We start from the raw sequence: 22,791 nt of genomic DNA, 5'->3' as shown, positions 1-22,791 counted from the left end.
ATCGCAGGGGCCACCCACCGATTATGAAAATTGCGATCATCGCGCATATTCGTCACGCCATTGCCGAGCCATTCATGGGCGGCATGGAGAGCCATGGCCATGCGCTGGTCCGCGCGCTCGAACAGCGCGGCCATGCGGTCACCCTGTTTGCCGCCAAAGGGTCCGATGCGCCCCGTCTGGAAGCAATCTGCCCGGCACCTTATGAAGCCATATACCCCTGGACGGTCTGGCGTGGCACGCCTGCGCTGGACGCCTATCAACGCGCCGCCTTCGCCTCGGCATGGCAGGGCGTGCGCACGGGCAGGTTCGATGTGGTGCACAACAATTCGCTGTTCCCGGAGCTGATCGCGTGGGCCAGCCGCGACGGCCAGGCTATGGTGAGTTCCCAGCATGTGCCACCCTTTGCCCGCATGAAGCAGGCCGTGAGTGCGGCTTTTGGGGATGATCGCCAGCAGTTTACCGTCACCTCGCACCAGCAGCGCGCGCTCTGGACGCAAGGCGCGGCCAGCAATCTGCATGTGGTTCATAACGGCATCGATCTTGCGGTCTGGCCCGACAGCGCGCGGCGTGGAAACCGCCTGCTCTGGTTCGGGCGGATCACGCCGAACAAGGGTTTGCGTGAGGCGGTGGCCGCCGCTGCACAGGCCGATGTACCGCTCGATATCATCGGCGCTATCGAGGATGCGGAGTATCATGCCGAGTTCGTGGTGCCTGCACTGGGCAGTGCGATCCGCTATCTCGGGCATCTGTCCGGCGCGGCGCTGCGCAATCATGTGGCCGCCGCCCGCGCCGTCGTGGTTACGCCGATGTGGGATGAGCCCTTTGGCCTGGTTGCCGCCGAGGCACTGGCCTGCGGCGTTCCGGTTATTGCGTTCGATCGCGGCGCGATGCGCGAAGTGGTGGGCGATTGCGGGGCGATCGTTCCGGCTGGTGATGTCGCGGCGCTGGCGGCCGCGATGTTGGCGGATTATGGCACGGTCGCGCATCGATGCCGAACGCGGATAGAGGCGCTGTTTTCGGTCGACCGGATGATCGACGGATATGAGCGCTGCTACAGGCGTGCCATCTCCGCTGCTGCGGACTTTCCGGCGCCGGAACCTGCCGAAGCCTCGGCTTCCAGCTGCGCCAGCACGGCGGCGCTGCTGGCATAGGGCTGGTGCTGTTGCTGCTGGGTCAGCGCCAGATCGGCGTCGGACGGATCGCGCAATTTTATCCAGCCATCGGCGGTGCGGTCTATCAGACCCATCAGGCGGAAGGCGCGCAGCCAGTGCTGCATCGTCGGCTCCCCCCATTTGGCCTCGAAGGTGCGCGCATTGGCAAGCACACTGTCGAGATGATGCACCGGCGGCATGTGGTGCGGATGATATTGGTGATAAGCCTTGGCGCCGCGCACCCACCAGATCGGCATGTTCGCCGCGGCCACCATCCGGCCGAAATCGGTATCCTCGCCGCCATAGCCGCTATAGCGCTCGTCAAATCCGCCGACCGCAGTGAAATCGCGCGCCGATAGCGCGAAGTTGAGCGACCAGAAGCAGCGATAATCGCAGCAGGGGCCGACGTCCTCTAATGGCGGGCCAGCCCGCTCGCTATGTTTGACACCGCGCCGGTCGAACGCCTCGAAATTCAGGCTTTGCGCATCTGCATCGGCCGGCAAATAGGCCACTTCGCCCATGAATACGCCCGATCGCGACGCCATGGCGTCGGCATAATCGGCCACCAGATCGGGGCCGGGAATGCAATCGACGTCCAGAAAGATCAGCCGGTCGCCCGATGCACCCCGCGCCGCGGCGTTGCGCGCGGCGGCCAGCGGAATGCCATCGCCGTCCATCATCAGCTGGCGCACGGGAAAACGGACCTCCGGCAGATCGAACGGCGTGGGCTGCATCAACGCAATGACCAGCTCGTCCGGCACGCGCGTGGATCGATCCAGCCCGCGCACCAGATTGGCGAGATGCGCCGCGCGTCCGAAAGCCAGGGTGCAGATGGAAATGGTCATGCGGCGCAGCCTTTATTGGCATGGTGGGTTTCGGCAACGGGTTGCCAGATCCGGGTGATCAGCGCTTCCACCGCAGCGGCGGCGTGCCGGGCCGCATTTGCCTGTGAGAGACCGCGTTGCACATCGGGGTCGATCGCAGCCGCCTTGGCCCACAAGGTCCGCCAATCCTCGGCACGGGCGGGCCAGCTTGCCGATACCGCTGCCGCTCCGGCGCGTTCCAGCGCTTCGGCCTTGCGCAATTGTTCGGAAAAGTAGCGCCATTCCGGCACCACCACCCATGGTTTGGCGGCTGCCGCCACCATATGGACCGTGGTGTTCCCGGCGCTGGAGACGATCCGGTCTGCGGCCGAAATCCAGTCTTCCGGATTATCGACCCAGCCCAGATGCCGCAGATTGGGCGGCGGCGTCTCGTGCCATTCGCTCTGCACCTTGCCCAGCGTGACCCATTGTGTGCCCGGCTCTGCCCGCGCGCCAAGGGTCAAGGGCACCGATGGCAGGCCATGGCCGCCGCCCCCGCCCAGCACCACGACCAGCTCGGTGGCGGGGTCCAGGCCCAGTCTCGCCCGCGCGCCGTCGCGGTCGCCAAGCCGGGCCGTGTCCACGCCGATGCCGCCTGCATAGATGGTCTTGGCGATCATCCACGCAGGGCGGTCGCTCTGCTCCAAGGCGTCGGCATAGGGCGCCAAAAGGCCTATTGCCCCGGCATAAGCGGCCATGTGCCCGGCATCGCTGCGGTCCCCATGTTGCAGCACGCACAGATGCGGCACCGATGCGATCCGGGCCAGCTGCGCAAGCTCCGCCGACACATCGGTAATGAACAGGGCCGGATGATGCTCGGCAAACCATTGGGTGATGGTCGCAATCGCCAAGGTGATCGACGGCCAGCCGAGCGGGGCGCAGTGCAGCGTCTCGGGCGTATGGGCGGAGCCCATCGCATGATCAGGCTGGTCGCCCTGCTCGAACAGGGAGGGGATCGCGATCACCTCGGCATGGGCGGGCAGGGGCGGAAAGATATCGTCGCGCGCGCAGAAAAAGTTGATGCGGCGGGCTGGTGGCAGGGCATGGGCAAAGGCCGCCGCCCGCTCGGCATGGCCGCGCCCCTGGTGATGCACGAAATAGCCGATCGGGCCTTCGGCGCGGTTCACGCCGCGCGGTCCAGACGGGCGGACGGCATGCGACGGGGCGGCTCGTCGCTGCCGCGCAACATGTGGCGCAGGCCTTCCAGCACACCGGCGGCATGGGCCTGGCGGGAAAGATAGACATGATCGCGCCCGGCCAAGGCCAGCAGATCCGCTTCCGCATTCGCGACGATCACGGCGTTGCGACATTCGGCAATCATATCCAGATCATTGCCGCTGTCGCCAGCCGCCATCACGCGGCCGGACGCGATGCCGAGCGTGCGTGCGACATGGCGCATGGCCGCCGCCTTGCCGGCTTTGGCAGGCAGGATGTCCAGCAATCGGCCGTGGCTGAAGATCACGCGAGCGGGCAGCGCGGCGTCGGCGATTGCCGTGCGTAAGCGGTCCGCGGCTGCACGATCGGCAAAGTAGCTCAATTTGAACGCGCGCTGCTCGATCGAGGGTTGCAGCGTCAGTCCGGCAATGCCCGACGCGATAGCGCGCAGCTTTTCGGGCGCCCAGTCGATACCGATCGCCTCGGCATAATCGGCATCGCGCGAACCGCCCATGGCGTGCTGCCAGTAGATTTCCGATCCGACGGACGTCACCCACATCACCGGTTCGGGCAAATGCCAGGCGCGCATGATTCGCCGCGCCTCGACCAGCGAACGACCGGTCGCGACGCCGAAACAGATGTCCGGGCGGCTTTCGATAAATTGCGCAAAACGGCGCGCAGAGGCGGCGCAGCCCGTCAATGTGTTGTCGATATCGCAAAGCAGCAAGCGTTCGGCGGATCCCTGCGCCACCGTTGATCGTGCCGGAGACAGCAAGCGCGAAGCAACGGCGTGAAAACCCGCCGCATAGGCCGACCAGCGCACGTTTTCGACATTGTTTCGACCGTTCGCGGAACACCGCCGCCACAAGGGCCGGTCCTGAAGCAGACGCTCGATCGCACCGGCAATGGCGCTGGGCGATACAGGGTCGACCAGCAATCCGTGGTCCAGATCGCCGACAATATCGACCGGACCGCCCCGGCAGGTGGCAACCACCGGCAAGCCGTGCACCGCCGCCTCCAATATAGTGAGGCCGAACGGCTCGATCAGGGCCGGGTTGACGAACACGCCGCCTGACCGCGCGGCCAAAGCATACAGCCCCCGCACCGCTGCTGCGTCATGGCGCCGCGGATAGGCGACCGATCCGTGCAGATCATGCGTATCGACGGCATCGATCAGCGCGCGCATCACCTGCACCTGTTCGGGTTCGCCCTCCTCTATCGAGCGGCGCAGACCCGGCAGGATCACCAGATTGGCGTGGTGGCGCAATGCGCCGATGGCAACGGCTTCCACCAGCGCGCCGAGATTTTTCTTGGCGACGGGCCGGGCGATGGCGAGCACCAATGGCTTGCCGCTATCGCGCAGAAACGGCGCGATGAGCGCCGACGCCGCTGCGATATCCTGCGCGCTCGCCTGGCGCTGATCGATGCCCGGTACCACGCGATGCACCTTGCCTTCGATATCTGCGCCATAAGCCGGCACTTGCCGCTCGCACTCGTCCCGGGACGATCCGATCACCGCATCCGCCGCCGCCATGGCCTGGCGTTCCTCCTCGATGCGCAGCGCAAGGCCCTCGTCGCCCCTGTCGAGGGTGCGAGCCTTGTCGATGCCCAGCGAATGGGCAGTGTAGATGAACGGAATGCCCAGCGCATCGCGTACGGCCAGCGCAACCTGTGCGGCATCGGCGAAATGGGCGTGGATGATATCCGGCAGACGCGGGCGACTGCGCAAGTCGGCGATCAGCGCGCGGGTGAAGGCGGCGCGATCGCGCGCCAGCGCTTCCTTGGCAAGATAGGCAGGATTGCCGCTGTCGATGCGCGTGATCCGCAGTTTGGCGGACAGGATTTCATGAGGTTGTGCGTAAACTAAACCCAGCTGGCGGTTCTCGAACCGGCGGGTCACAATTTCAGCCGATCCGACATCCGCGCGTTCCGAAAGCGCGCGCATCGCCCCCAGTACATAGGTGATATGGCCGCCGGTGTCTTCCGTCAGGCCAAAGCATGGGTCACCGGAAAGGCAACCGCCCAGAGCGATCGCCATGATATCCATATTGCTTCCCCGTTTCGAATGTCGTGCAAAAGGGAAAGGCGGATGCCGATCAATCGTTCCGCGATTGTCATTTGTTATGAACCCTGATTTCAGACGTTTAGACCATCCTGGCAGCGCGACATCCTGCACGGACCCATGACGGCATGGGTTGGTCAATGGATGGACGGCTGGCGCGCGTTACGCGGCGATCCGGTTCCGGAAACGGCCAGTCCGCAGCGTCAGAGCATGTGACGCCGCCCCTATTCTGTCCTATAGGAGCAACGGATCGGGACTGACAGGAAGAGGCAAGGCATGAACGAGGCGCAACCGACCGGGCAAACCGCAACAGCGCAGGACGATCGGCACGATTATCTGCCCGGCTTTGGCAATCATGTCTCCACGGAGGCTGTGGCAGGCGCGCTGCCGATCGGGCAGAACAGCCCGCAGTGGGTGCCGTTCGGGCTGTATGCGGAGCAATTCTCCGGCACCGCCTTTACCGCGCCCCGGTCCGAGAATCGCCGTTCCTGGTTGTACCGGCTGCGCCCATCGGCCGAACATGCGCCGTTCACGCCTTATGACGGCGCCCCCCGGCTGAAATCCGCGCCGTTCGATGACGTGCCGCCAACGCCCAACCGGCTGCGCTGGGACCCGCTCGTCATGCCGGAAGAAGCCAGCGATTTCGTCGACGGGCTGGTGACCTATGGCGGCAATGGTGATGGTGAGACGGCGGGCGTGGGCATCCATCTCTATGCCGCCAATCGATCGATGCAGGACCGGCTGTTTTTCTCCGCCGACGGGGAATTGCTGATTGTGCCGCAATCGGGCGCGCTAATCCTGCACACGGAAATGGGCAGGCTGGACGTGGCGCCGCTGCAGATCGCGGTCATACCGCGCGGCTTGCGCTTTCGCGTCGAACTTCTGGACGATCATGCGCGTGGTTATGTCTGCGAGAATTACGGGGCCTTGCTGCGTCTGCCCGATCTGGGGCCGATCGGCGCCAACGGTCTGGCCAATCCGCGCGATTTCGAGACGCCGGTTGCGGCCTATGAAGACCGCGACATCGAGACGCAGGTGATCCAGAAATTCGGCGGCAGACTATGGGAAACAACCATTGGCCATAGCCCGTTGGACGTGGTGGCCTGGCACGGTAATCTGGCCCCCTATCGTTATGACCTGACGCGCTTCAACACCATCAATACGGTCAGCTTCGATCATCCCGACCCCAGCATCTTCACCGTATTGACGAGCCCGTCCGACACGCCCGGCACCGCCAATTGCGATTTCGTGATCTTCCCGCCGCGCTGGATGGTGGCCGAACATACGTTCCGCCCGCCCTGGTTCCACCGCAATCTGATGAGCGAGTTCATGGGCCTGATCCACGGCGCCTATGACGCGAAAGAAGGTGGCTTTTCGCCGGGCGGGGCATCGCTGCACAGCTGCATGAATGCACATGGGCCCGATGTCGCCAGCTATAAAAAGGCGGTGGCGGCCGATCTGGCGCCGGTCAAGATTACGGATACGATGGCTTTCATGTTCGAAACGCGCAGCATCATCCGGCCCACGCGATGGGCGCTGGAAACAGGCTTGCTGCAGGATGATTACGACCGCGCCTGGAGCGGCTTCGAGAAAGGGACCCCCGCCTGATGCGCCATGCCCGCAATGAAACGCATGATCCGGCACTGACAAGCTGGGTGCAAAGCGCCAACGGCCATGCCGAATTTCCCGTGCAGAACTTGCCGCTGGGCGTGTTCGCGCCGTCCGGTGGTTCGGCGCGGATCGGCGTGGCCATTGGCGACAGCATCTTGGATATGCGTGCCTTGGCCGAGGCGGATCTGCTGCCGGACGAATGGCAGGCGGTTTTCCGTGCCGACGCGCTCAACCCCTATTTCGCGCTGGCAGTGGAGCAGCGCGCCGACGTGCGCCGGCAGCTCTCGCGCCTGCTATCGGACGGGGCGAACCGTGCGCAGCTGGAACCCTTTCTGCATAATGCCAGCGCTTGCGCGATGCTGATGCCCGCGCGCATCGGTGATTATACCGATTTTTACGCGGGCATTCATCACGCCAATAATGTCGGCAAGCTGTTCCGTCCGGACAATCCCCTGCTGCCGAACTACAAGCATATCCCGATCGGCTATCATGGCCGGGCTTCCTCCATCCGGCCATCGGGCACAGCGGTGCGGCGGCCCCATGGGCAGCGCAAGTCTGCCGATGCGGACGCGCCTGTCTTCGGTCCGTGCGAACGGCTGGATTTCGAGCTGGAGCTGGGGGCCTGGATCGCCGGGTCCAACGATTTGGGCAGTCCTGTTCCGATAGGGGACGCGGGCGACCATCTGGCTGGAATCTGTCTGCTCAACGATTGGTCGGCGCGCGACATGCAGGCGTGGGAATATCAGCCGCTCGGCCCGTTTCTGGCCAAGAGCTTTCATTCCACCATCTCCCCCTGGGTGGTGACCGCCGAAGCCCTGGCCCCGTTCCGGACCGCGCAGACGCCGCGCCCGGAAGGCGATCCGCAGCCGCTGCCCTATCTGATGGATGCGGACGATCAGGCGCAGGGCAGCTTTGCGATCCGGATGGAGGTCTATCTCTCCACCGCGCAGATGCGCGCCAGCGCCATGGCGCCGGTAAAGCTCAGCGAAACACAGTTTGCCAACATGTACTGGACGCTCGGCCAGATGATCGCGCATCACAGCTCCAATGGCTGCAACCTGCAGCCGGGCGATCTGTTCGGCACCGGTACCATTTCCTCGCCAGACGATGGCGGCCTCGGCAGCCTGCTTGAAATGACCAGGGGCGGCGCGGTGCCGATCGATCTGCCAGGCGGCGAAACGCGCACGTTCCTGCTGGACGGAGACGAGTTGGAAATCCTCGGCCATGCCAGCGCATCCGGCTGCGTGCCGATCGGCCTTGGCTCCTGCAAAGCGCGGATTATGGCCGGTCAGCCCTCCGCCTGATCGGCCTGGTCCTTCTCCCAATATTCATTGCGCAGCAGGCGCTTGTAGAGCTTGCCGGTTTCCGCGCGCGGCAGTTCATCGCGAAAATCATAGCGGCGCGGGGTCTTCACATGGCTCAGATGGTCGCGCGCATAGGCGTCGATCTCGGCGGATAGTTCGGCATGATCGCGACTGAGGTCTGCGGGGCGGATAATGGCAAGAACCTGCTCGCCCATTTCCTCATGCGGCGCGCCGATCACCGCGACATCGGCCACGGCGGGATGGGTAATGAGCAGATTCTCGATCTCCTGCGGATAGATGTTCACCCCGCCCGAGATGATCATGAAGCTCTTGCGGTCCGTCAGATAGAGATAGCCGTCCGCGTCCATCCACCCGACGTCGCCCAAGGTCGTCCAACCATGATCGTTGGTGGCTTCTTCGGTCTTGTCCGCATCATTATGATATTCGAATGGCGGGCCCTCGGCGAAGAAGATCTGTCCTTCTTCACCCGGCGGCAGCACGCTGCCATCGTCCGCCACGATCTTGGTCTGCGAAATCAGATTGCGACCGACCGATCCCTTGTGCTCCAGCCATTCCGCGCTGGAAATGGCGCAGAAGCCATTGCCTTCGGTGCCGGCATAATATTCGCCGACAATCGGCCCCCACCAGTCGATCATCGCCTGCTTGACTGGAATGGGGCAAGGCGCGGCGGCATGCCATGCGGCATTCAGGCTGGACAGATCGTAGCGCGTGCGCACATCTTCGGGCAGTTTCAGCATGCGGATGAAGTGCGTCGGCACCCATTGCGCATGGGTCACCTTGTACTTTTCGATCTGGCGCAGCGCGTCTTCGGGCTCGAAGCGGTCCATCACCACCACCGTGCCGCCGATCTGCTGCACCGCCATGCACCAGCGCAGCGGCGCGGCATGATAAAGCGGCGCGGGTGAAAGATAGACCATGTCCGGCGTGAAACCGTACAGGCCCTGCCCCAGCATCACGAGCGGCGAAACGTTGGCGCCGAAGGGTTCATCGCTCAGCGGATGTTTCACGCCCTTTGGCCGCCCGGTGGTGCCGGAGGAATAGAGCATGATGCCGCCGGATTGCGGATCGTCCAGCGGGTCGGCAGGCTGGGCGTCACGCGCGTTTTCGTAGGAGCGATAGCCGTCGATCACCCCGTCGCACATCATTAGATCCACATCGTCCAGGCGCGCACGCAATGCGTCGGCGACCGGCGCGACACCCTTGCTGGCGATGAGCAGTCGGCAGTCGGCGTCGCGAATGATATATTCGGCTTCGTCCGCATTCAGCTTGTTGGAGATGCAGGTGCAATAGACGCCGGTGCGCTCCGCCGCCCACATGATTTCCAGATAGCGCGCGGAATTGTCCATCATCACCGCCATGCCCTGTCCACGGGTCAGGCCGAGCGAACGAATGAGCCGCGCGCCGCGATTGGCGCGATCGTCCAGCTCGCCATAGGTGACCGTTTCACCGGTGGCAGCCATGATATAAGCGGGTTTTTCAGGGTGGCTGCGGGCGTGGGCCATGGGATGCTGCATGGGGGCTTGCGGCGTGGGCACCTCGCTCATGGTCTCTCTCCTAGTTGACGGCCCCCGCTTTGCGGAGTGCAGCTATTTTTTCCGCATCATAACCAAGTTCGTCCAGCAGGCTATCGCTATCCGCACCTACGGCCGGGGCGGGCCGCGGTACGTCGGTTTTTGTGACGCTATAGCGCGGGGCGGGCGCCGGCTGGGTTGCGCCGGCCACCTCGATAAAGGTGCCGCGCGCCTTGTTGTGCGGATGCTCGGGCGCCTCTTCCAGCGACAATATGGGCGCGAAACAGATGTCGGTCGCCTCCATCAGGCTGCACCAGTGATCTCGCGGTTTGGATTTGAAGATGGCCGCCAGCTTTTCCTTCAGCACCGGCCATGCTGCGGGGTTCATCTGCGCATCGAAATCGCTGTCGTCGGTCAGCCCCAAGGTCTCGCGCAGCAGCGCGTAGAATTGGGGTTCGATCGAGCCGATGGAAATGAACTTGCCGTCCGCGCAGGTGAAGCTGTCATAGAAATGCGCGCCGGTATCGAGCATGTTGACGCCGGGCTCGTCCTTCCACAGGCCTGCCGCCTTGAAGCCCCAGGTCATGCCGGTGAGCGCGGCCGACCCATCGGTCATCGAGCAATCGATGACCTGGCCCGGGCTGCCATTCTTCACCGCCAGCAGGGCGGACACCATGCCGAAAGCCAGCATCATCGCGCCGCCGCCAAAATCGCCGACATAATTGACCGGCGGCGTAGGCTTTTCGCCCGCCCGGCCAATCGTGTGCAGTGCGCCGGATAGCGCGATATAATTGATGTCATGCCCTGCCGCATGGGCATAAGGGCCGGTCTGGCCCCAACCGGTCATGCGGCCGTAGACAAGGTTCGGATTGTCGGCGAGCAGCACGTCCGGCCCCAGACCCAGCCGTTCGGTCACGCCGGGCCGAAAACCCTCGATCAGCCCGTCCGCGCCGCGCGCAAGATCGCGGACCAGAGCCACGCCTTCGGGCGATTTCATGTTCACCGCGATGGATTTGCGAGAGCGGGAGAGCGGATCGGTGGTCTGTAGATGGGCGCCGATGCGGTCCACGCGGATCACCTCGGCGCCATGATCGGCCAGCATCATGGCGCAAAATGGACCGGGGCCGATCCCGGCCAGTTCAATGATGCGAATTCCATCCAGTGGGCCTGCCATATCGATCCTCTTCCGCTACCTATTTGTCATGCAGCGGTAGCGCGGATCAGGATGGTGGGCCAGCCCCGCATAATTCATTCGCCAGCGCGGTAAGACTGTCGAACGCGATATCGGCCACATGAACATCGGGAAGATCGATACGTGCACAACCGGGGCGCTGCAGGAAGGCGCTATGCAGGCCCGCTGCCGATGCGCCCAGCGTGTCCCAGGCGTGACAGGCGACGAGCAAGATTTCCTCTGGAGCCACGCCCAGCGCGGTTGCAGCGGTGCGATAGGGGGCGGGGTCCGGTTTGTATCGTCCGCAGGCTTCTACACTCATCTGGAAGGGCAGCAGCTTGTTCAGCCCGGCATGCTCCATCTGGGTCGCCAGCGCATCGGCCGAGCTGTTGGTCAGCGCGCCCAGACGATAGCTGGCATCGCGAAGCCGCGTGAGCGCGGGGATCACATCGGGGTGCGGCGCAAGGCTTACAATGCGGTCCACCAGCACGTTTCCGGCATCATCGGGCAAGCGCACGCCTTTCGTCTCGGCCACCATGGCCAACATCGCTTTGGCCAGCACGCCGAACCCTCGATACTGGCCGGACAATGTCAGGCTTTGCGAATGCATCACCAGCTGGCCGAACCACAGCCGCATCACCGCAGCATCGTTGAACCAGCGCGCAAAATCCGCCTCCAGCGGCCTGATATCGAGCAGGGTCTCGTTTACATCGAACAAGATCGTTCGACACTGTTTCCAATCATGCATGCGCGGCCAACGCATGAGATTCGCATTCGGCCGCCTTGTGCTGAGGTTCAGCGCGCCGGATAACGCAGCCGCCCGATGAAGCGCGACAGGCTGAGGCGTTCACGCGAACCGCCAGCACCCTTGCCCGTCCACTGGGCCTTGGCCTTTTCGAACTGCATCACATTGTCGATGCGGCGGCTGAGGAATGCCCTGGTGTCTGCAAAATCCTCGCTGTCGTCGTTCAGGAACACCGTCAGCGTGGAGCCATAGACCGCGGTCAGCGTCATCCGCCTGGTATAATGATTGTAATCGGTCGCGGTATCGCCCGCCATGCGCCACATCCGGTCCGCGCTGCGCCAGGCGATCCTGGCAGTGCGCGGCAGGTTTTGCGGCATCGCCTGCACCGCCATGGCGCGGCGCAGCGCCTCCTTGTCGGGCGCGGCGATGTCCAGACGCGTTTCGATCATGCTGCGGATCTTGTCGCGGATTTTCATCGCGTCGAGCTCTTCCGGCGGCAGACGGCGGGCCATTTCGGCGTCGGTCCATTCGATCCAGGCATCGATCATGTCCATGGCACCGCCCTTGAAGGCGAGTTTCGCGATTTCGGGATCGATCCCGGCGCTGCCTGCGGCCATCTCCACCGCTTCGGGCGTCCAGCCGTCGAACGCCGCGTTCATCGGCAGATGAGGGGCAAGCGCGCTGCGCGCTTCGTCCAGCGTCAGATCGTCTGGAGCGGGCTGATGGGCTTGCGGCGGGGTGCTGTCGGTCTGGTCCATGGACATAAGATAAAGCTTCGCTGCGCGCATGCAAAGAACTCCTTCGATTGCGCCCGGAACATCGGCTGCTTAGCTGGGTTGCAATATGAAATGAAAACGATCCCGTAACAATCCCAGGAGCCGTCCCCATGTCGAACGAAACCACGCCCGGCCAATCCCCCAGTCTTTTCGATCCCATCACGCTGGGCGCGATCGAGGCGAAGAACCGCATCCTGATGGCCCCGCTCACCCGTGGCCGCGCCACCAGGGAGCATGTGCCGACCGAGATGATGATCGAATATTACGCCCAGCGCGCAGGTGCGGGCCTGATCATCAGCGAGGCGACGGGCATGAGTGCCGAAGGCCTTGGCTGGCCCTATGCGCCCGGCTTGTGGAACGACGAGCAGACCGAGGCGTGGAAGCCCGTGACCGATGCGGTGCATGAGAAGGGCGGCAAGATCATCGCGCAGCTCTGGCATATGGGCCGTATCCATCACAGCAGCCTGAACGAGGGCAAGCAGCCGGTCAGCAGCAGCGCCACCACCGCGCCCGGCCAGGCGCATACCTATGACGGCAAGCAGGATTTCGAGGAAGCCCGCCCGCTGGAACTCAGCGAAATTCCGCGCCTGCTGGACGACTATGCGCGCGCCGCCGAAAATGCCCGCAAGGCCGGGTTCGACGGGGTGCAGCTGCATGCGGCCAATGGCTATATGATCGACCAGTTTCTGCGCGATAACAGCAATTTGCGCGAGGATGCCTATGGCGGCAGCATCGAGAACCGCACGCGGCTTCTGGGCGAAGTGACCGATCGGTTGATCGATGTGCTGGGCGCGGGCCATGTCTCGGTGCGCCTCTCGCCCAACGGCAATTCGCAGGGGGTGGATGACAGCGACCCAGAAGCGTTGTTCAGCCATGCCGCAGGTCTGCTGAACGATCGCGGCATCGCCTTTCTGGAGCTTCGCCAGCCCGGCCCGGACGGCACGTTCGGCCGCACCGAGGTGCCCAAGCAGGACGCGGCGATCCGCAAGGCGTTCCATGGCCCGCTGGTGCTGAACAGCGATTACGGGTTTGAGGACGGTCAGGCCGATCTCGCCTCCGGCCGCGCCGATGCCATCGCCTATGGCCGCACCTTCCTCGCCAATCCCGACTTGGTCGAGCGCTTCCGTCTGGGCGCGGCGCTGAACGATAGCGAGATACGCACATGGTACAGCCAGGGGCCGGAAGGCTATATCGACTATCCCACCTTGGCTGAGGAAAAGGCGGCCAAGGAAAAGGCCGACGCCTGAGGACGCGATCATCGCATCGCTGATCGTACGGCGATCAGTCTGAAGCGACCACGCGATCCAGCGCCTGCGCAGCTATGCCGCAGGACTGGATCGCGTGGTTTTTCCCGCAGCGCTGCATATTATGGCATTTTTGGATGCCGGCCCCGGTCGGGCCGCAGTGATTCCCGCTGGCCACGGCCTTGCTTTATTGATAACTGGTCGCAGTTTCATGAAGCTATCCAACCTGCCACGCAGAGTCCCGGCCCGAATAGCCGCGATAGACTGGGATTCCCTGCCGCCCGCAGACGGGAGCCGTCTGCGCGCGCTTGGTTTTGAGCAGGGTGCCTTCATCGAGACGCTGCACAAGGGCATGCTGTTCTGGCGTGATCCGATCGCGGTGCGCATCGGCCGCATGACGGTGGCGCTGCGCACCGTGCATGCCCAGGCCATCGAATGCGAGGAACGGCGATGAGCGTGCATCAGCCCCTGGTCGCGCTCGCCGGCAATCCGAATGCGGGCAAAAGCGCTTTGTTCAATGCGCTGACCGGCGCGCGCCAGAAGATCGCCAATTATCCCGGCGTGACGGTAGAGCGCAAATCCGGCCGCCTGTTCCTGTCCGATGGCCGCCCAGTGGAGATCGTCGATCTGCCCGGCAGTTACAGCCTGAAACCGCACAGCCTGGACGAAAAAGTGACGCGCGACGTCGTCACCGGGCAGCTGGATGGCCAGCGCCGGCCCGATGTGATTGTGGTGGTGGTCGACGCCTCCAATCTGAACAACCATCTGCGCTTTACGCTGGAGCTGATTGAACTGGGGCTACCCGTGGTCGTCGCGCTGAACATGGTCGATCTGGCCAAGCGCGACGGGCTGGAGCTGGACCCGGAAAATCTCTCCGCGCAGCTCAGCGTGCCGGTGATCGAGACGGTGGCCGTGCGCCGCCGTGGCATCAGCGAGCTGAACGCCGCGATCGAAAATGCGCTGTCCGGCACCAAGAGTGACGCGCCGCTGCCGGCCGATCTCGACAATGAAGACCGCCTCGCTTTGCTATCGGTACGCGCGCACAAGATCGCCCGGTCCGCGGTGAAGAGCGAAACGGCGACGCGGCAGTGGACGCGTATTATCGATTCGGTGCTGCTTAACCCGGTGGCCGGATTCCTGGTGCTCGTCGGTTTGCTGTTTCTGATGTTCCAGGCGGTGTTCGCCTGGTCCGAGGCGCCGATCGGCTGGATCGAGGGCGGTATGGAAGCGCTCGGCAGCGCGGCGGCGGCGGCGCTGCCGGATGGGCTGATCCAGTCCTTTCTGGTGGACGGCGTGATCGCCGGTGTCGGCTCGGTCATCGTATTCCTCCCGCAAATTCTGATTCTGTTCCTGTTCATCCTCATTCTGGAGGCGACGGGCTATATGACCCGCGCCGCCTTCGTGATGGACCGGATGATGGCCAGCGTGGGCCTGTCGGGGCACAGCTTCATTCCGCTGCTCTCCAGCTTCGCCTGCGCCATTCCCGGTATCATGGCCACCCGGTCGATCCGCGATGAAAAGGACCGGCTGACCACCATCCTCGTGGCGCCGCTGATGACCTGCTCGGCGCGCCTGCCGGTCTACACCATCATCATCGGCGCGTTCATACCGGCGCGTTCGGTTGGCCCGGGCATCGGGCTGCAGGGGCTGGTGCTGCTCGGTCTCTATCTGTTCGGCATTGTCGGTGCGATGATCGTCTCGCTGGTGCTGCGGCGCAGCGTGACCAAAGGCGAAGGCTCGGGCTTCCTGATCGAAATGCCCAAATATCAGATGCCGCGCATCCGCGACGTGGCCATCGGCCTGTTCCAGCGCGCCTGGATCTTCATGCGCCGCGCGGGCACGATCATCTTCTTCGCCACCATTCTGCTCTGGGCGCTGCTGAGTTTCCCCAAGACGCCGGTCGACAGCGGCATCAGCCAGGTCGATTATTCGGTGGCCGGACGCATCGCCAACGCCATCACGCCCGTGGTCGAGCCGATCGGTTTCAATCGCGACATCGCGCTGGCGCTGATCCCCGCCATGGCCGCGCGGGAAGTGGCGGTTTCGGCGCTGGGCACGGTGTATTCTATCGATGCCGAGGAAGGCGACGGCGCAACCCTGCTGGGCGATCAGCTGGCCGCCGACTGGACGCTGCCGACCGCGCTGGCCTTCCTGATGTGGTTCGTGTTCGCCCCACAATGCGTCTCCACCATTGCCGTGACGAAGCGGGAGACGAACGGGTGGAAATGGCCGATCTTCATGGTCGTGTACCTTTTTGCGCTGGCCTATGTAATGGCGGGCATCACCTTCTGGCTGGCCCGCGCCGCGGGTCTGTAGCGCGGCTTCCGTGCAAACAGCGTCCACCGTTTCGGCTGCGCTTGTCGGAAAGGCATCCTTTAACTAAGCGGTGCTGCAGAACGGCCCTTCAAATAGAGGGCCAAAGGTAGATGGTGCGGGTCATGCACCGAATTCGGAGAACATCATGGCAGGCTCAGTCAACAAGGTCATTCTGCTCGGCAATCTGGGCGCGGATCCGGAAGTCAAAACGTTCCAGAACGGGGGCCGCATCTGCAATCTGCGCATGGCGACGTCCGAAAACTGGAAGGACCGCCAGACCGGGGAGCGCAAGGAGCGCACCGAATGGCACACGGTAACGATCAAGTCTGACGGGCTGGTTGGTGTGGCCGAGAAATATCTGCGCAAGGGTTCGAAGATCTACGTCGAAGGCCAGCTGCAGACCCGCAAATGGCAGGACCAGTCCGGCAATGACCGCTATTCGACCGAGGTCGTGCTGAGCGGCCCCGGCGCGGTGATGACCATGCTCGACGGTGCGCCCGGTGGCGGTGCCGGCGGCGGCGGTGGATCGGGCGGCGGCTATGGCGGCGGGGGCGGTTCGTCCTCCGGCGGCGGCGGCGGTGGCGGCGGCTGGAACCAGGGCGGGGGCGGCAGCTCCGGCGGCGGCGGTTCGGGCGGTGGCTGGAACCAGGGCGGCGGCGGCGACTTTGCCGACGATCTGGACGATGAAGTGCCGTTCTGATCGCCGCGCTTATTCGCTCAACTGCAAAGCCCCGCTCGGCCCCGTGCCAAGCGGGGCTTTTGCATTGTATAGCTATTCATGGCGCGTGCGGTGGGAGCCTTCCGGCCGATAGCGCGCTATTGGATCGAGCCAGGCATGGCCGGACGGGAGAGCCGCCACGCCGATCGACAGGCCGCCTGCACGGGCGGCTCCTCTCCATTCGACGAAAGATTTCAGCCCATGATCGACGCATCGGACGTCAGCACCGGCCGCCGGATATTGGTGATCTGCGCGCTTGCGCTCGGCGGTTTCGCCATCGGCTCGACCGAATTTTCGGCGATGAGCCTTTTGCCTTTTTACGCGCGCGAACTTGGCCTGACCGAGCCGGTCGCCGCGCATGCCATCAGCGCCTATGCGCTGGGCGTGGTGGCGGGCGCACCGATCCTCGCATTCGCCGGGGCAGGCCTGCCGCGCCGCCGCCTGCTCGTATGGCTGATGATCGCGATCGCGGCCGGCAATGCGATGACGGTCTGGGCCCCGACCTATCATTGGCTGCTCGCCGCACGGTTCGTCAGCGGCCTGCCGCACGGCGCCTATTTCGGCGTCGCCGCGCTGATGGCGGCATCGGTCATGCCGCAGCGGCGCGCGCAGTCGGTGGCGCTGGTGATGCTGGGGCTGACACTGGCCACCATCATCGGATCGCCCGCCGCCAATTTCATCGGGTTGACCATCGGCTGGCGCTGGGGCTTTGCCATCGTCGTCGTCCTCGCGCTGCTCACCGCGCTTTCGGTGCAGCTGTGCGCGCCGTTGCAGCGGCCCGAGGGCAAGCGCAGCAAACTGGGCGAGCTGTCCGCGCTCGCCAACCTGCAGGTCTGGCTGACGCTGGGCGCAGGTGCGATCGGCTTTGGCGGGCTGTTCGCGGTCTATAGCTTCCTCTCACCGCTGATCACCGAGGAAATGGGCGCATCGCCGGAAACGGTGCCGGTCATTCTCGTCATCTTCGGCATCGGCATGACCGTGGGCAATCTCGGCGCGGGCTGGCTGGCGGACAAGGCACTGAAGCGTACCGGCATCGGGCTGTTGATCTGGAGCGCCGTGGTTCTGGCCGCGCTGCCGCTGATGACCGGCAATCTGCTGCTGCTCGGCATCGGCGCGTTCGCCATTGCGCTGGGCGGCGGACTTGGCCCGGTGCTGCAGACGCGCCTGATGGACGTGGCGGGCGAGGCGCAGACGCTAGCCGCCGCGCTGCACCATGCCGCGTTCAACGCTGCCAATGCGCTGGGGCCGTTTCTGGCGGGTTCGGCCATTGCTGCGGGCTATGGCTGGACCGCGCCCGGATGGGTCGGCAGCCTGCTGGCGCTCGGCGGCCTGGCCGTGCTGCTGACGTCCTTCTGGGTCGAGCGGCGCAGGCGCGGCGGTTGGCAGGTGGCGGAGCCTTGCTCCACCTGATCGCTTGGACCTTTGCGGCGCGTTGGTGCATGAGGCGCGGATGACCACCATCACCATCTTCGCCGCCATCCTGCTGCTGCTCGTCGGCATTCTACTTATCGGCGGATCGGCCATCAGGCGGCCCAGTGATGGCGGGGTGAAAGCGCCCAAGCGATTCGACCGCAATACCATCGTGATCGGCGCTGGTTCGGCCGGCCTCACCGCTGCCTATCTAGCGGCCAAGGCGGGCGCCAAGGTGTCGCTGATCGAAGCGCGCGAAATGGGCGGCGATTGCCTCAACACCGGCTGCGTGCCCAGCAAGGCGTTGATCAAGAGCGCCCGCACCGCCGCGATGATGCGCGATGCCGAGCGTTTCGGCCTGACGGATGCCGCACCGGGCGTCGATTTCGCGCGCGTGATGGCGCGCGTCAAAGGCGTGGTCGCCGATATCGCGCCGCATGACAGCGTGGAGACGTTTACGGGATATGGCGTCGATGTGATCCGCGGCTATGCCCGCTTCGTCGATCCGTGGACGGTCGAGATCGATCTCAACGAAGGCGGCACGCAGCGCCTTACCGCACGCCATTTCGTGGTCGCTACCGGCTCCGAGCCGATCATCCCGCCGGTCGAAGGCGTCGAGCAGAGCGATTATCTGACCAGCGAGACGCTGTGGGACGCCATGGCCACACACGCCGCCGCGCCGGCACGTTTCGCCATCGTCGGCGGCGGACCGATCGGCTGCGAGCTGGCGCAGAGCTTTCAAAGGCTCGGATCGCAAGTGACGCTGGTGGAACAGTCCGATCGGCTGCTCGGCAAGGAAGATGGCGATGCCGCGGCGCTGGTGCAGGCGCAGCTGGAGGCGGACGGCGTGCGCGTGCTCACCGGGCATGAGGCGGCGCGCTTCGTGCAGGATGACGCAGGCCGCACGTTGATCGCCAAGGGGCCGGATGGTGAGGAGCGGATCGTCTATGACGCGCTGCTCATCGGCATCGGGCGCAAGGCGCGGCTCACGGGATATGGGCTGGAGGATATCGGCGTCGATAGTGATCGCACGATCGCGCATGACGGCAGGCTGCAGACGTCGCTGCCGCATATTTATGCCGCGGGCGACGTGGCCGGGCCGTTCCAGTTCACCCATGCCGCCGGATTTCAGGGCATGAAGGCGGGCTACAGCGCGCTGTTCGCCCCGATCTACAGCCCCAAAGCCGCCGATCCGATCATGCCGCGCGCCACCTATACCGAGCCGGAAGTGGCCAGCGTGGGGCTGAACGAAGCCAGCGCCAGCGAGCAGGGTGTGGCCTTCGAGCTGACGCTGTTCGATATGCACGAACTGGAGCGTGCGGTGGCCGAGAGCGAGACGGACGGCTTCATCAAGGTACTGACCAAGCCGGGCGGCGACACGATCCTCGGCGCGGTGGTGGTCGGCGCGCATGCAGCCGAGATCCTGACCAGTTTCACCATCGCGATGAACCAGAACATGGGGCTGGCCAAGCTGATGGAGGTGATCTTCCCCTATCCCAGCTGGGCCGAGGCGGCCAAGCTGGCGGCGCAGGAACATGCGCTGAACCATGTCAGCGACCGGCTGATCAGCGTGGCCAGACGTTATCTGAAATGGCAGCGGGGCGGCTGACGGCTTTGCGTTAGGTCTTGCCTTCCAGCATGGCCTTCAGGCCGGATAGCGCGCCGGTCGGCTCCACCTCATCCTCGCCGATCACACCTGCCTTGGCCAGCACCTCGGCTGCCTTGGCCCCACGCGGATAGGGATCGAGTGACAGCGCCAGGCTCTGGGCCACCGCCTCGCCGAAATCGGCGGTGCGGCCATCGTGGAACAGCGTGTCCAGTTCGTCGTCTTCCAGCTCGATTTCCTCGTCCGGATTGCCGCCTTTGGGTATCGGCAGGAAGATGAGATCGATGGGCTCGTCCAGCGTGAAGGGCACCGGATCGCCCGTCGCCACGCAAGGCTGTGTTCCGGCAGCCTGCATCCGGCCTGTCAGGGCGACCCGCCCAGCATCGGCAGTGGCCGATATCTGCGCCTCCAGCCGGTCCAGCTTCAGACAGTCGAACCGCTTCGCCAGGCCTGCGCGCTCGCTGTCACTGGCCTGCAGCGAAAGCTCATGGGGGCGCGAACCCAGATCGCCGATCTTCACGCTATGTGAGAATTCGGGGCGGACAGGTTCCGGGCCAGCGGGCGCAGCTGCATTACGAGCCGAACCGCCGCTCACCAGCTTGTCTCCCCGCTGAGGATCGGCGCCGTGGCCAGCCGATCCAGACTGGCAGCATGATCACGCAGGCCGCGTGCCACATGGGCCACCTCGGCATCGCTGGCCGGAGCCTCGCGATAGACATTGCGGCGGATGGCGGCATTCAGCGCGAAATCGTCTTCCAGCTTGCCGCGATAGGCACCCAGACGCCCGCCCAGCGCGCTCATCATCTTGCCCATATGCTTGCCCACGCTGACATCGCCGATACCCATCTGGCGCAGTTGGCCGTCCATATCGGTCACGAACAATTCGGTCAGCCACACGCTTTCCTGCCGCGCCTCATCGTCCCGCTCGAGTCGCAGCAGCACGACCGACAGCAGCGTGGCGATCATGTCGAACCGGCCATCCATCGTGTCGGGGACCGCGCCCTCTTCGTACCAGTGGGGCTGGCGTGCGCGGGCCACCACCTGCTCATAGAGCGGCAGCAACGGCGCGGCATCGTCTGCCTTGCGCCTGAATATCCGCCCGATCAGTCCCATTATCGTCCCTAGCTTAGCCGCGTTTCGGCGCGTGGTTCATCGCGCGCTCATTCGCCAGCAATATTGATATCGCCCGCCGTAGATGCAATGGCGATCCTTGCATGCCATTCCCGCCACGCGCCCGACAGGCCGGGCCGGATCCTATTCGGAGTCTTTATGCCCGCCACTCTTGCTACCCCGCTGAAGCTCTCGGCGCTTTGCGCGCTTGCTCTGGCCACAACGGCCTGCGGGCAGCTGCAGGCCCATCGCGGCTATATCATGGATCCGGTGCTGGCCAGCTCGGTCTCCGCCGGCGTGGACAACAAGGCCAGCGTGCTGGGCACCCTGGGCGATCCCACGTTCAAGAGCCAGTTCGGTGACGAGCAATGGTATTATGTCTCGCGCAACACGCGCCAGCTGGCCTTTGCCGAGCCGACGCCGACCGAGCAGACCATCCTGCACATAACCTTCGATCAGGCCGGAAATGTGTCCGAGGTCGATCGCATGGGGCTGGAGCAGGTGGCGGATATCAATCCGGTCAGCGACAAGACGCCGACCCGCGGGCGTGAGCGCAGCTTCTTCGAGGAGCTGTTTGGCAATATCGGCACGGTCGGTGCGCCGGGCGTGCCAGGCGGCGCGGGGCCCAGCAACGATCCGACCAACCCGGGCGGCTGACGCTACGCCCGGCAGGCGCGCCGGCATCCTGGCGCGCTTGCTTTACCTTGTGGCCGCGTTCCGCCGCGCCGCTCTCGCGTTGTCAGCGAAGCGGATGCCCCAGCCGCCAGTGCAACAGGCGCAGGAACGGCCCCGGCTCGTCCAGCCGAAAGGCGACCGAGGTGGTGGGCGCGCGCTTGCGCAGGATGGAGCGGTGCTCCAGCGGCACGTTCAGCCGCAGGATGATGTTCGGCCAGGCCATCAGCGCCGCGTTGAGCGTCCCGGGATCGCGTACCCGCTCGCCTGAAAAACCGGTTTCCACCGCCGCGATGCTGTCGAACGGGATGAAGCGATCTATCAGCAGTCCTGTGCGCAGCTGCACCCCATCCGGCGTGAACAGCACGGGCCGGTAGCGGAAGGATTTGATGATACCGATCATATAGATGAAGCCGACATCGCTCAGCACGAATAGGACGATCGCGCCGACGCGGCTCCAATGGCCGATCAGCAGGTGATAGACCATGATTTCGATGCCCGACAGCACCAGTAAGGCGCTGCACATCGGCGTCAGATGCTTGTGATAGGAAAAGGCGCGGGCATGGGCCGGTACATCCGCCGGGCCGCCCCAGCGCAGCAGCGCCATATGCAGGATCGTCAGCTCGGCGATGGCCAGCCGGATCAACATGGGCGGGAGCACTGAGGACAGGGCGGCAAACCAGCGCTCTTTCGTCGTCTTTTCCGGCGTCTTCAGGGCGCGGCGCATGCGCAGCGCACCGCAGCCAATATGTGCGGATACCAATGCGGTCATGGCCAGCGCGAGGAGGGGCATGGACCACAGGGTCTCGCGAATTGCCGTGGGTGCGCCGAGCGAGACGGTGATACTGGCCGCAGCCAGCACCGCGACAACCGCGCGCCGCGAAGGCAGGCCTTCGGTGCGGGCCATCATGCCGAGCATCATGCTGTCGGCCACGACCCACAGAAAAAGGAGCGATGCGGCAAGAGGGAACGCAGCGGCGAGCGGTGTACGCACCGCAAGACCGGCCAGAAGGACGGTAATAAGCGAGATAACCGTAGCGAGCACGGATTTGGACGGAAGACCAATAGCGTGCGAAGACATGCAACACCTCCAGTTGGAACGCCTCCGGTGCGAGACTCCAAAAAGCGTCGCATCATTCTATAAGTCAATGCGCCCGGCTCGTCCATCAGATGAACGGGCAGACATGCTGGCATGCGGACCATGGTCGCGCTTGACCGCGATTGTGGAGCTGGCCTGCGCTTGCCGGCTTCGCAGGACAGCACCGCCGCCTTGAGGCAGCAGGCGCCAGCCTGCGTTCTCCGCCATCCGCCCCTCGTCCATTTTACATCCCTTGCAGCAAGATCG

Annotated in this window: 20 protein-coding genes; 10 read left to right on the top strand and 10 right to left on the bottom strand. The window is 64.5% G+C overall.

All coding sequences use genetic code 11. From position 1 onward, the window contains the following. Positions 1-23 precede the first annotated feature (23 nt). Complete coding sequence (locus G410_RS16195; RefSeq protein WP_022673322.1) at positions 24-1,151, top strand: glycosyltransferase; 1,128 nt, start codon at positions 24-26, stop codon at positions 1,149-1,151. On the opposite strand, the gene G410_RS0108970 is transcribed toward G410_RS16195, so the two are convergent. Genes G410_RS0108970 through G410_RS0108960 form a run of 3 tightly spaced genes read right to left on the bottom strand, consistent with a single transcriptional unit; the run spans position 1,052 to position 5,216 of the window. Beyond that, a complete protein-coding gene (locus G410_RS0108970) occupies positions 1,052-1,996 on the bottom strand; it encodes a glycosyltransferase family 2 protein (protein WP_022673321.1) in 945 nt (314 codons plus the stop codon). The two genes, G410_RS16195 and G410_RS0108970, sit on opposite strands and share 100 nt — an antisense overlap. Next, complete coding sequence (locus G410_RS16190) at positions 1,993-3,141, bottom strand: glycosyltransferase (RefSeq protein ID WP_022673320.1); 1,149 nt, start codon at positions 3,139-3,141, stop codon at positions 1,993-1,995. The genes G410_RS0108970 and G410_RS16190 overlap by 4 nt, the downstream gene beginning before the upstream one ends. Further along, positions 3,138-5,216, bottom strand: coding sequence for an HAD-IIB family hydrolase (locus G410_RS0108960; protein WP_022673319.1), 2,079 nt, complete (start codon positions 5,214-5,216; stop codon positions 3,138-3,140). Before G410_RS0108960 ends, G410_RS16190 begins: the two co-directional genes overlap by 4 nt. Positions 5,217-5,507: 291 nt before the next feature. Here G410_RS0108960 and hmgA point away from each other — a divergent pair, with 291 nt between their 5' ends. Together hmgA and fahA are read left to right on the top strand one after the other, a co-directional pair. Further along, positions 5,508-6,839, top strand: coding sequence for a homogentisate 1,2-dioxygenase (gene hmgA, locus G410_RS0108955; RefSeq protein ID WP_022673318.1), 1,332 nt, complete (start codon positions 5,508-5,510; stop codon positions 6,837-6,839). Further along, positions 6,839-8,146 (top strand): fumarylacetoacetase, encoded by a 1,308-nt coding sequence (gene fahA, locus G410_RS0108950; RefSeq protein ID WP_022673317.1) that lies wholly within the window; start codon positions 6,839-6,841, stop codon positions 8,144-8,146. The genes hmgA and fahA overlap by 1 nt, the downstream gene beginning before the upstream one ends. Here fahA and G410_RS0108945 read toward each other — a convergent pair. The 4 genes from G410_RS0108945 to G410_RS0108930 all read right to left on the bottom strand — a co-directional run bounded on the left by G410_RS0108945 (position 8,131) and on the right by G410_RS0108930 (position 12,352). Further along, complete coding sequence (locus G410_RS0108945; protein WP_022673316.1) at positions 8,131-9,711, bottom strand: acyl-CoA synthetase; 1,581 nt, start codon at positions 9,709-9,711, stop codon at positions 8,131-8,133. The genes fahA and G410_RS0108945 overlap by 16 nt on opposite strands. 10 nt (positions 9,712-9,721) lie before the next feature. Continuing rightward, the gene (locus tag G410_RS0108940; protein WP_022673315.1) at positions 9,722-10,852 is read right to left on the bottom strand and encodes a CaiB/BaiF CoA transferase family protein; all 1,131 of its coding nucleotides are present in this window, start codon (positions 10,850-10,852) and stop codon (positions 9,722-9,724) included. A gap of 46 nt (positions 10,853-10,898) precedes the next feature. Further along, positions 10,899-11,567: a haloacid dehalogenase type II gene (locus tag G410_RS0108935; protein ID WP_051137247.1), complete on the bottom strand. Its 669-nt coding sequence runs from the start codon at positions 11,565-11,567 to the stop codon at positions 10,899-10,901. 77 nt (positions 11,568-11,644) lie between these two features. Beyond that, a complete protein-coding gene (locus tag G410_RS0108930; protein ID WP_156851924.1) occupies positions 11,645-12,352 on the bottom strand; it encodes a COQ9 family protein in 708 nt (235 codons plus the stop codon). A 128-nt stretch (positions 12,353-12,480) separates the two neighbouring features. On the opposite strand from G410_RS0108930, the gene G410_RS0108925 reads away from it, so the two are divergent. The 6 genes from G410_RS0108925 to G410_RS16185 all read left to right on the top strand — a co-directional run bounded on the left by G410_RS0108925 (position 12,481) and on the right by G410_RS16185 (position 19,667). Continuing rightward, positions 12,481-13,617: an alkene reductase gene (locus tag G410_RS0108925; RefSeq protein WP_022673312.1), complete on the top strand. Its 1,137-nt coding sequence runs from the start codon at positions 12,481-12,483 to the stop codon at positions 13,615-13,617. 94 nt (positions 13,618-13,711) lie between these two features. After that, complete coding sequence (locus G410_RS0108920) at positions 13,712-14,068, top strand: FeoA family protein (protein ID WP_342662464.1); 357 nt, start codon at positions 13,712-13,714, stop codon at positions 14,066-14,068. Then, entirely contained in the window at positions 14,065-15,930 is a 1,866-nt protein-coding gene (gene feoB, locus G410_RS0108915; RefSeq protein ID WP_022673310.1) for a ferrous iron transporter B, read from the top strand. The genes G410_RS0108920 and feoB overlap by 4 nt, the downstream gene beginning before the upstream one ends. 145 nt (positions 15,931-16,075) lie before the next feature. Further along, entirely contained in the window at positions 16,076-16,630 is a 555-nt protein-coding gene (ssb, locus tag G410_RS0108910) for a single-stranded DNA-binding protein (RefSeq protein ID WP_022673309.1), read from the top strand. 219 nt (positions 16,631-16,849) lie between these two features. Then, entirely contained in the window at positions 16,850-18,058 is a 1,209-nt protein-coding gene (locus tag G410_RS0108905; RefSeq protein WP_028971271.1) for an MFS transporter, read from the top strand. Positions 18,059-18,098: 40 nt separating this feature from the next. Further along, positions 18,099-19,667, top strand: coding sequence for a dihydrolipoyl dehydrogenase family protein (locus G410_RS16185; protein WP_022673307.1), 1,569 nt, complete (start codon positions 18,099-18,101; stop codon positions 19,665-19,667). A 10-nt stretch (positions 19,668-19,677) separates the two neighbouring features. On the opposite strand, the gene G410_RS0108895 is transcribed toward G410_RS16185, so the two are convergent. Continuing rightward, positions 19,678-20,259 (bottom strand): YceD family protein, encoded by a 582-nt coding sequence (locus tag G410_RS0108895; RefSeq protein ID WP_022673306.1) that lies wholly within the window; start codon positions 20,257-20,259, stop codon positions 19,678-19,680. Next, positions 20,256-20,777 carry a ubiquinol-cytochrome C chaperone family protein gene (locus G410_RS0108890; RefSeq protein ID WP_022673305.1) on the bottom strand — a complete coding sequence of 174 codons (522 nt, stop codon included), beginning with the start codon at positions 20,775-20,777 and terminating at the stop codon, positions 20,256-20,258. The genes G410_RS0108895 and G410_RS0108890 overlap by 4 nt, the downstream gene beginning before the upstream one ends. A 156-nt stretch (positions 20,778-20,933) precedes the next feature. Here G410_RS0108890 and G410_RS0108885 point away from each other — a divergent pair, with 156 nt between their 5' ends. Next, on the top strand, positions 20,934-21,431 hold the full coding sequence (locus tag G410_RS0108885; protein ID WP_022673304.1) for an outer membrane protein assembly factor BamE: 498 nt from the start codon (positions 20,934-20,936) through the stop codon (positions 21,429-21,431). 82 nt (positions 21,432-21,513) lie between these two features. Here the strand turns inward: G410_RS0108885 and G410_RS0108880 are convergent, their stop codons facing one another. After that, positions 21,514-22,527 carry a hypothetical protein gene (locus G410_RS0108880; protein ID WP_022673303.1) on the bottom strand — a complete coding sequence of 338 codons (1,014 nt, stop codon included), beginning with the start codon at positions 22,525-22,527 and terminating at the stop codon, positions 21,514-21,516. Between the last annotated feature and the right edge of the window lie 264 nt (positions 22,528-22,791).

The organism is Novosphingopyxis baekryungensis DSM 16222 (genome assembly GCF_000420305.1).
Taxonomy (GTDB): domain Bacteria; phylum Pseudomonadota; class Alphaproteobacteria; order Sphingomonadales; family Sphingomonadaceae; genus Novosphingopyxis; species Novosphingopyxis baekryungensis.
Note: the sequence above shows the minus strand (reverse complement) of the source record. Positions and strands in the feature narration are given on the sequence as shown.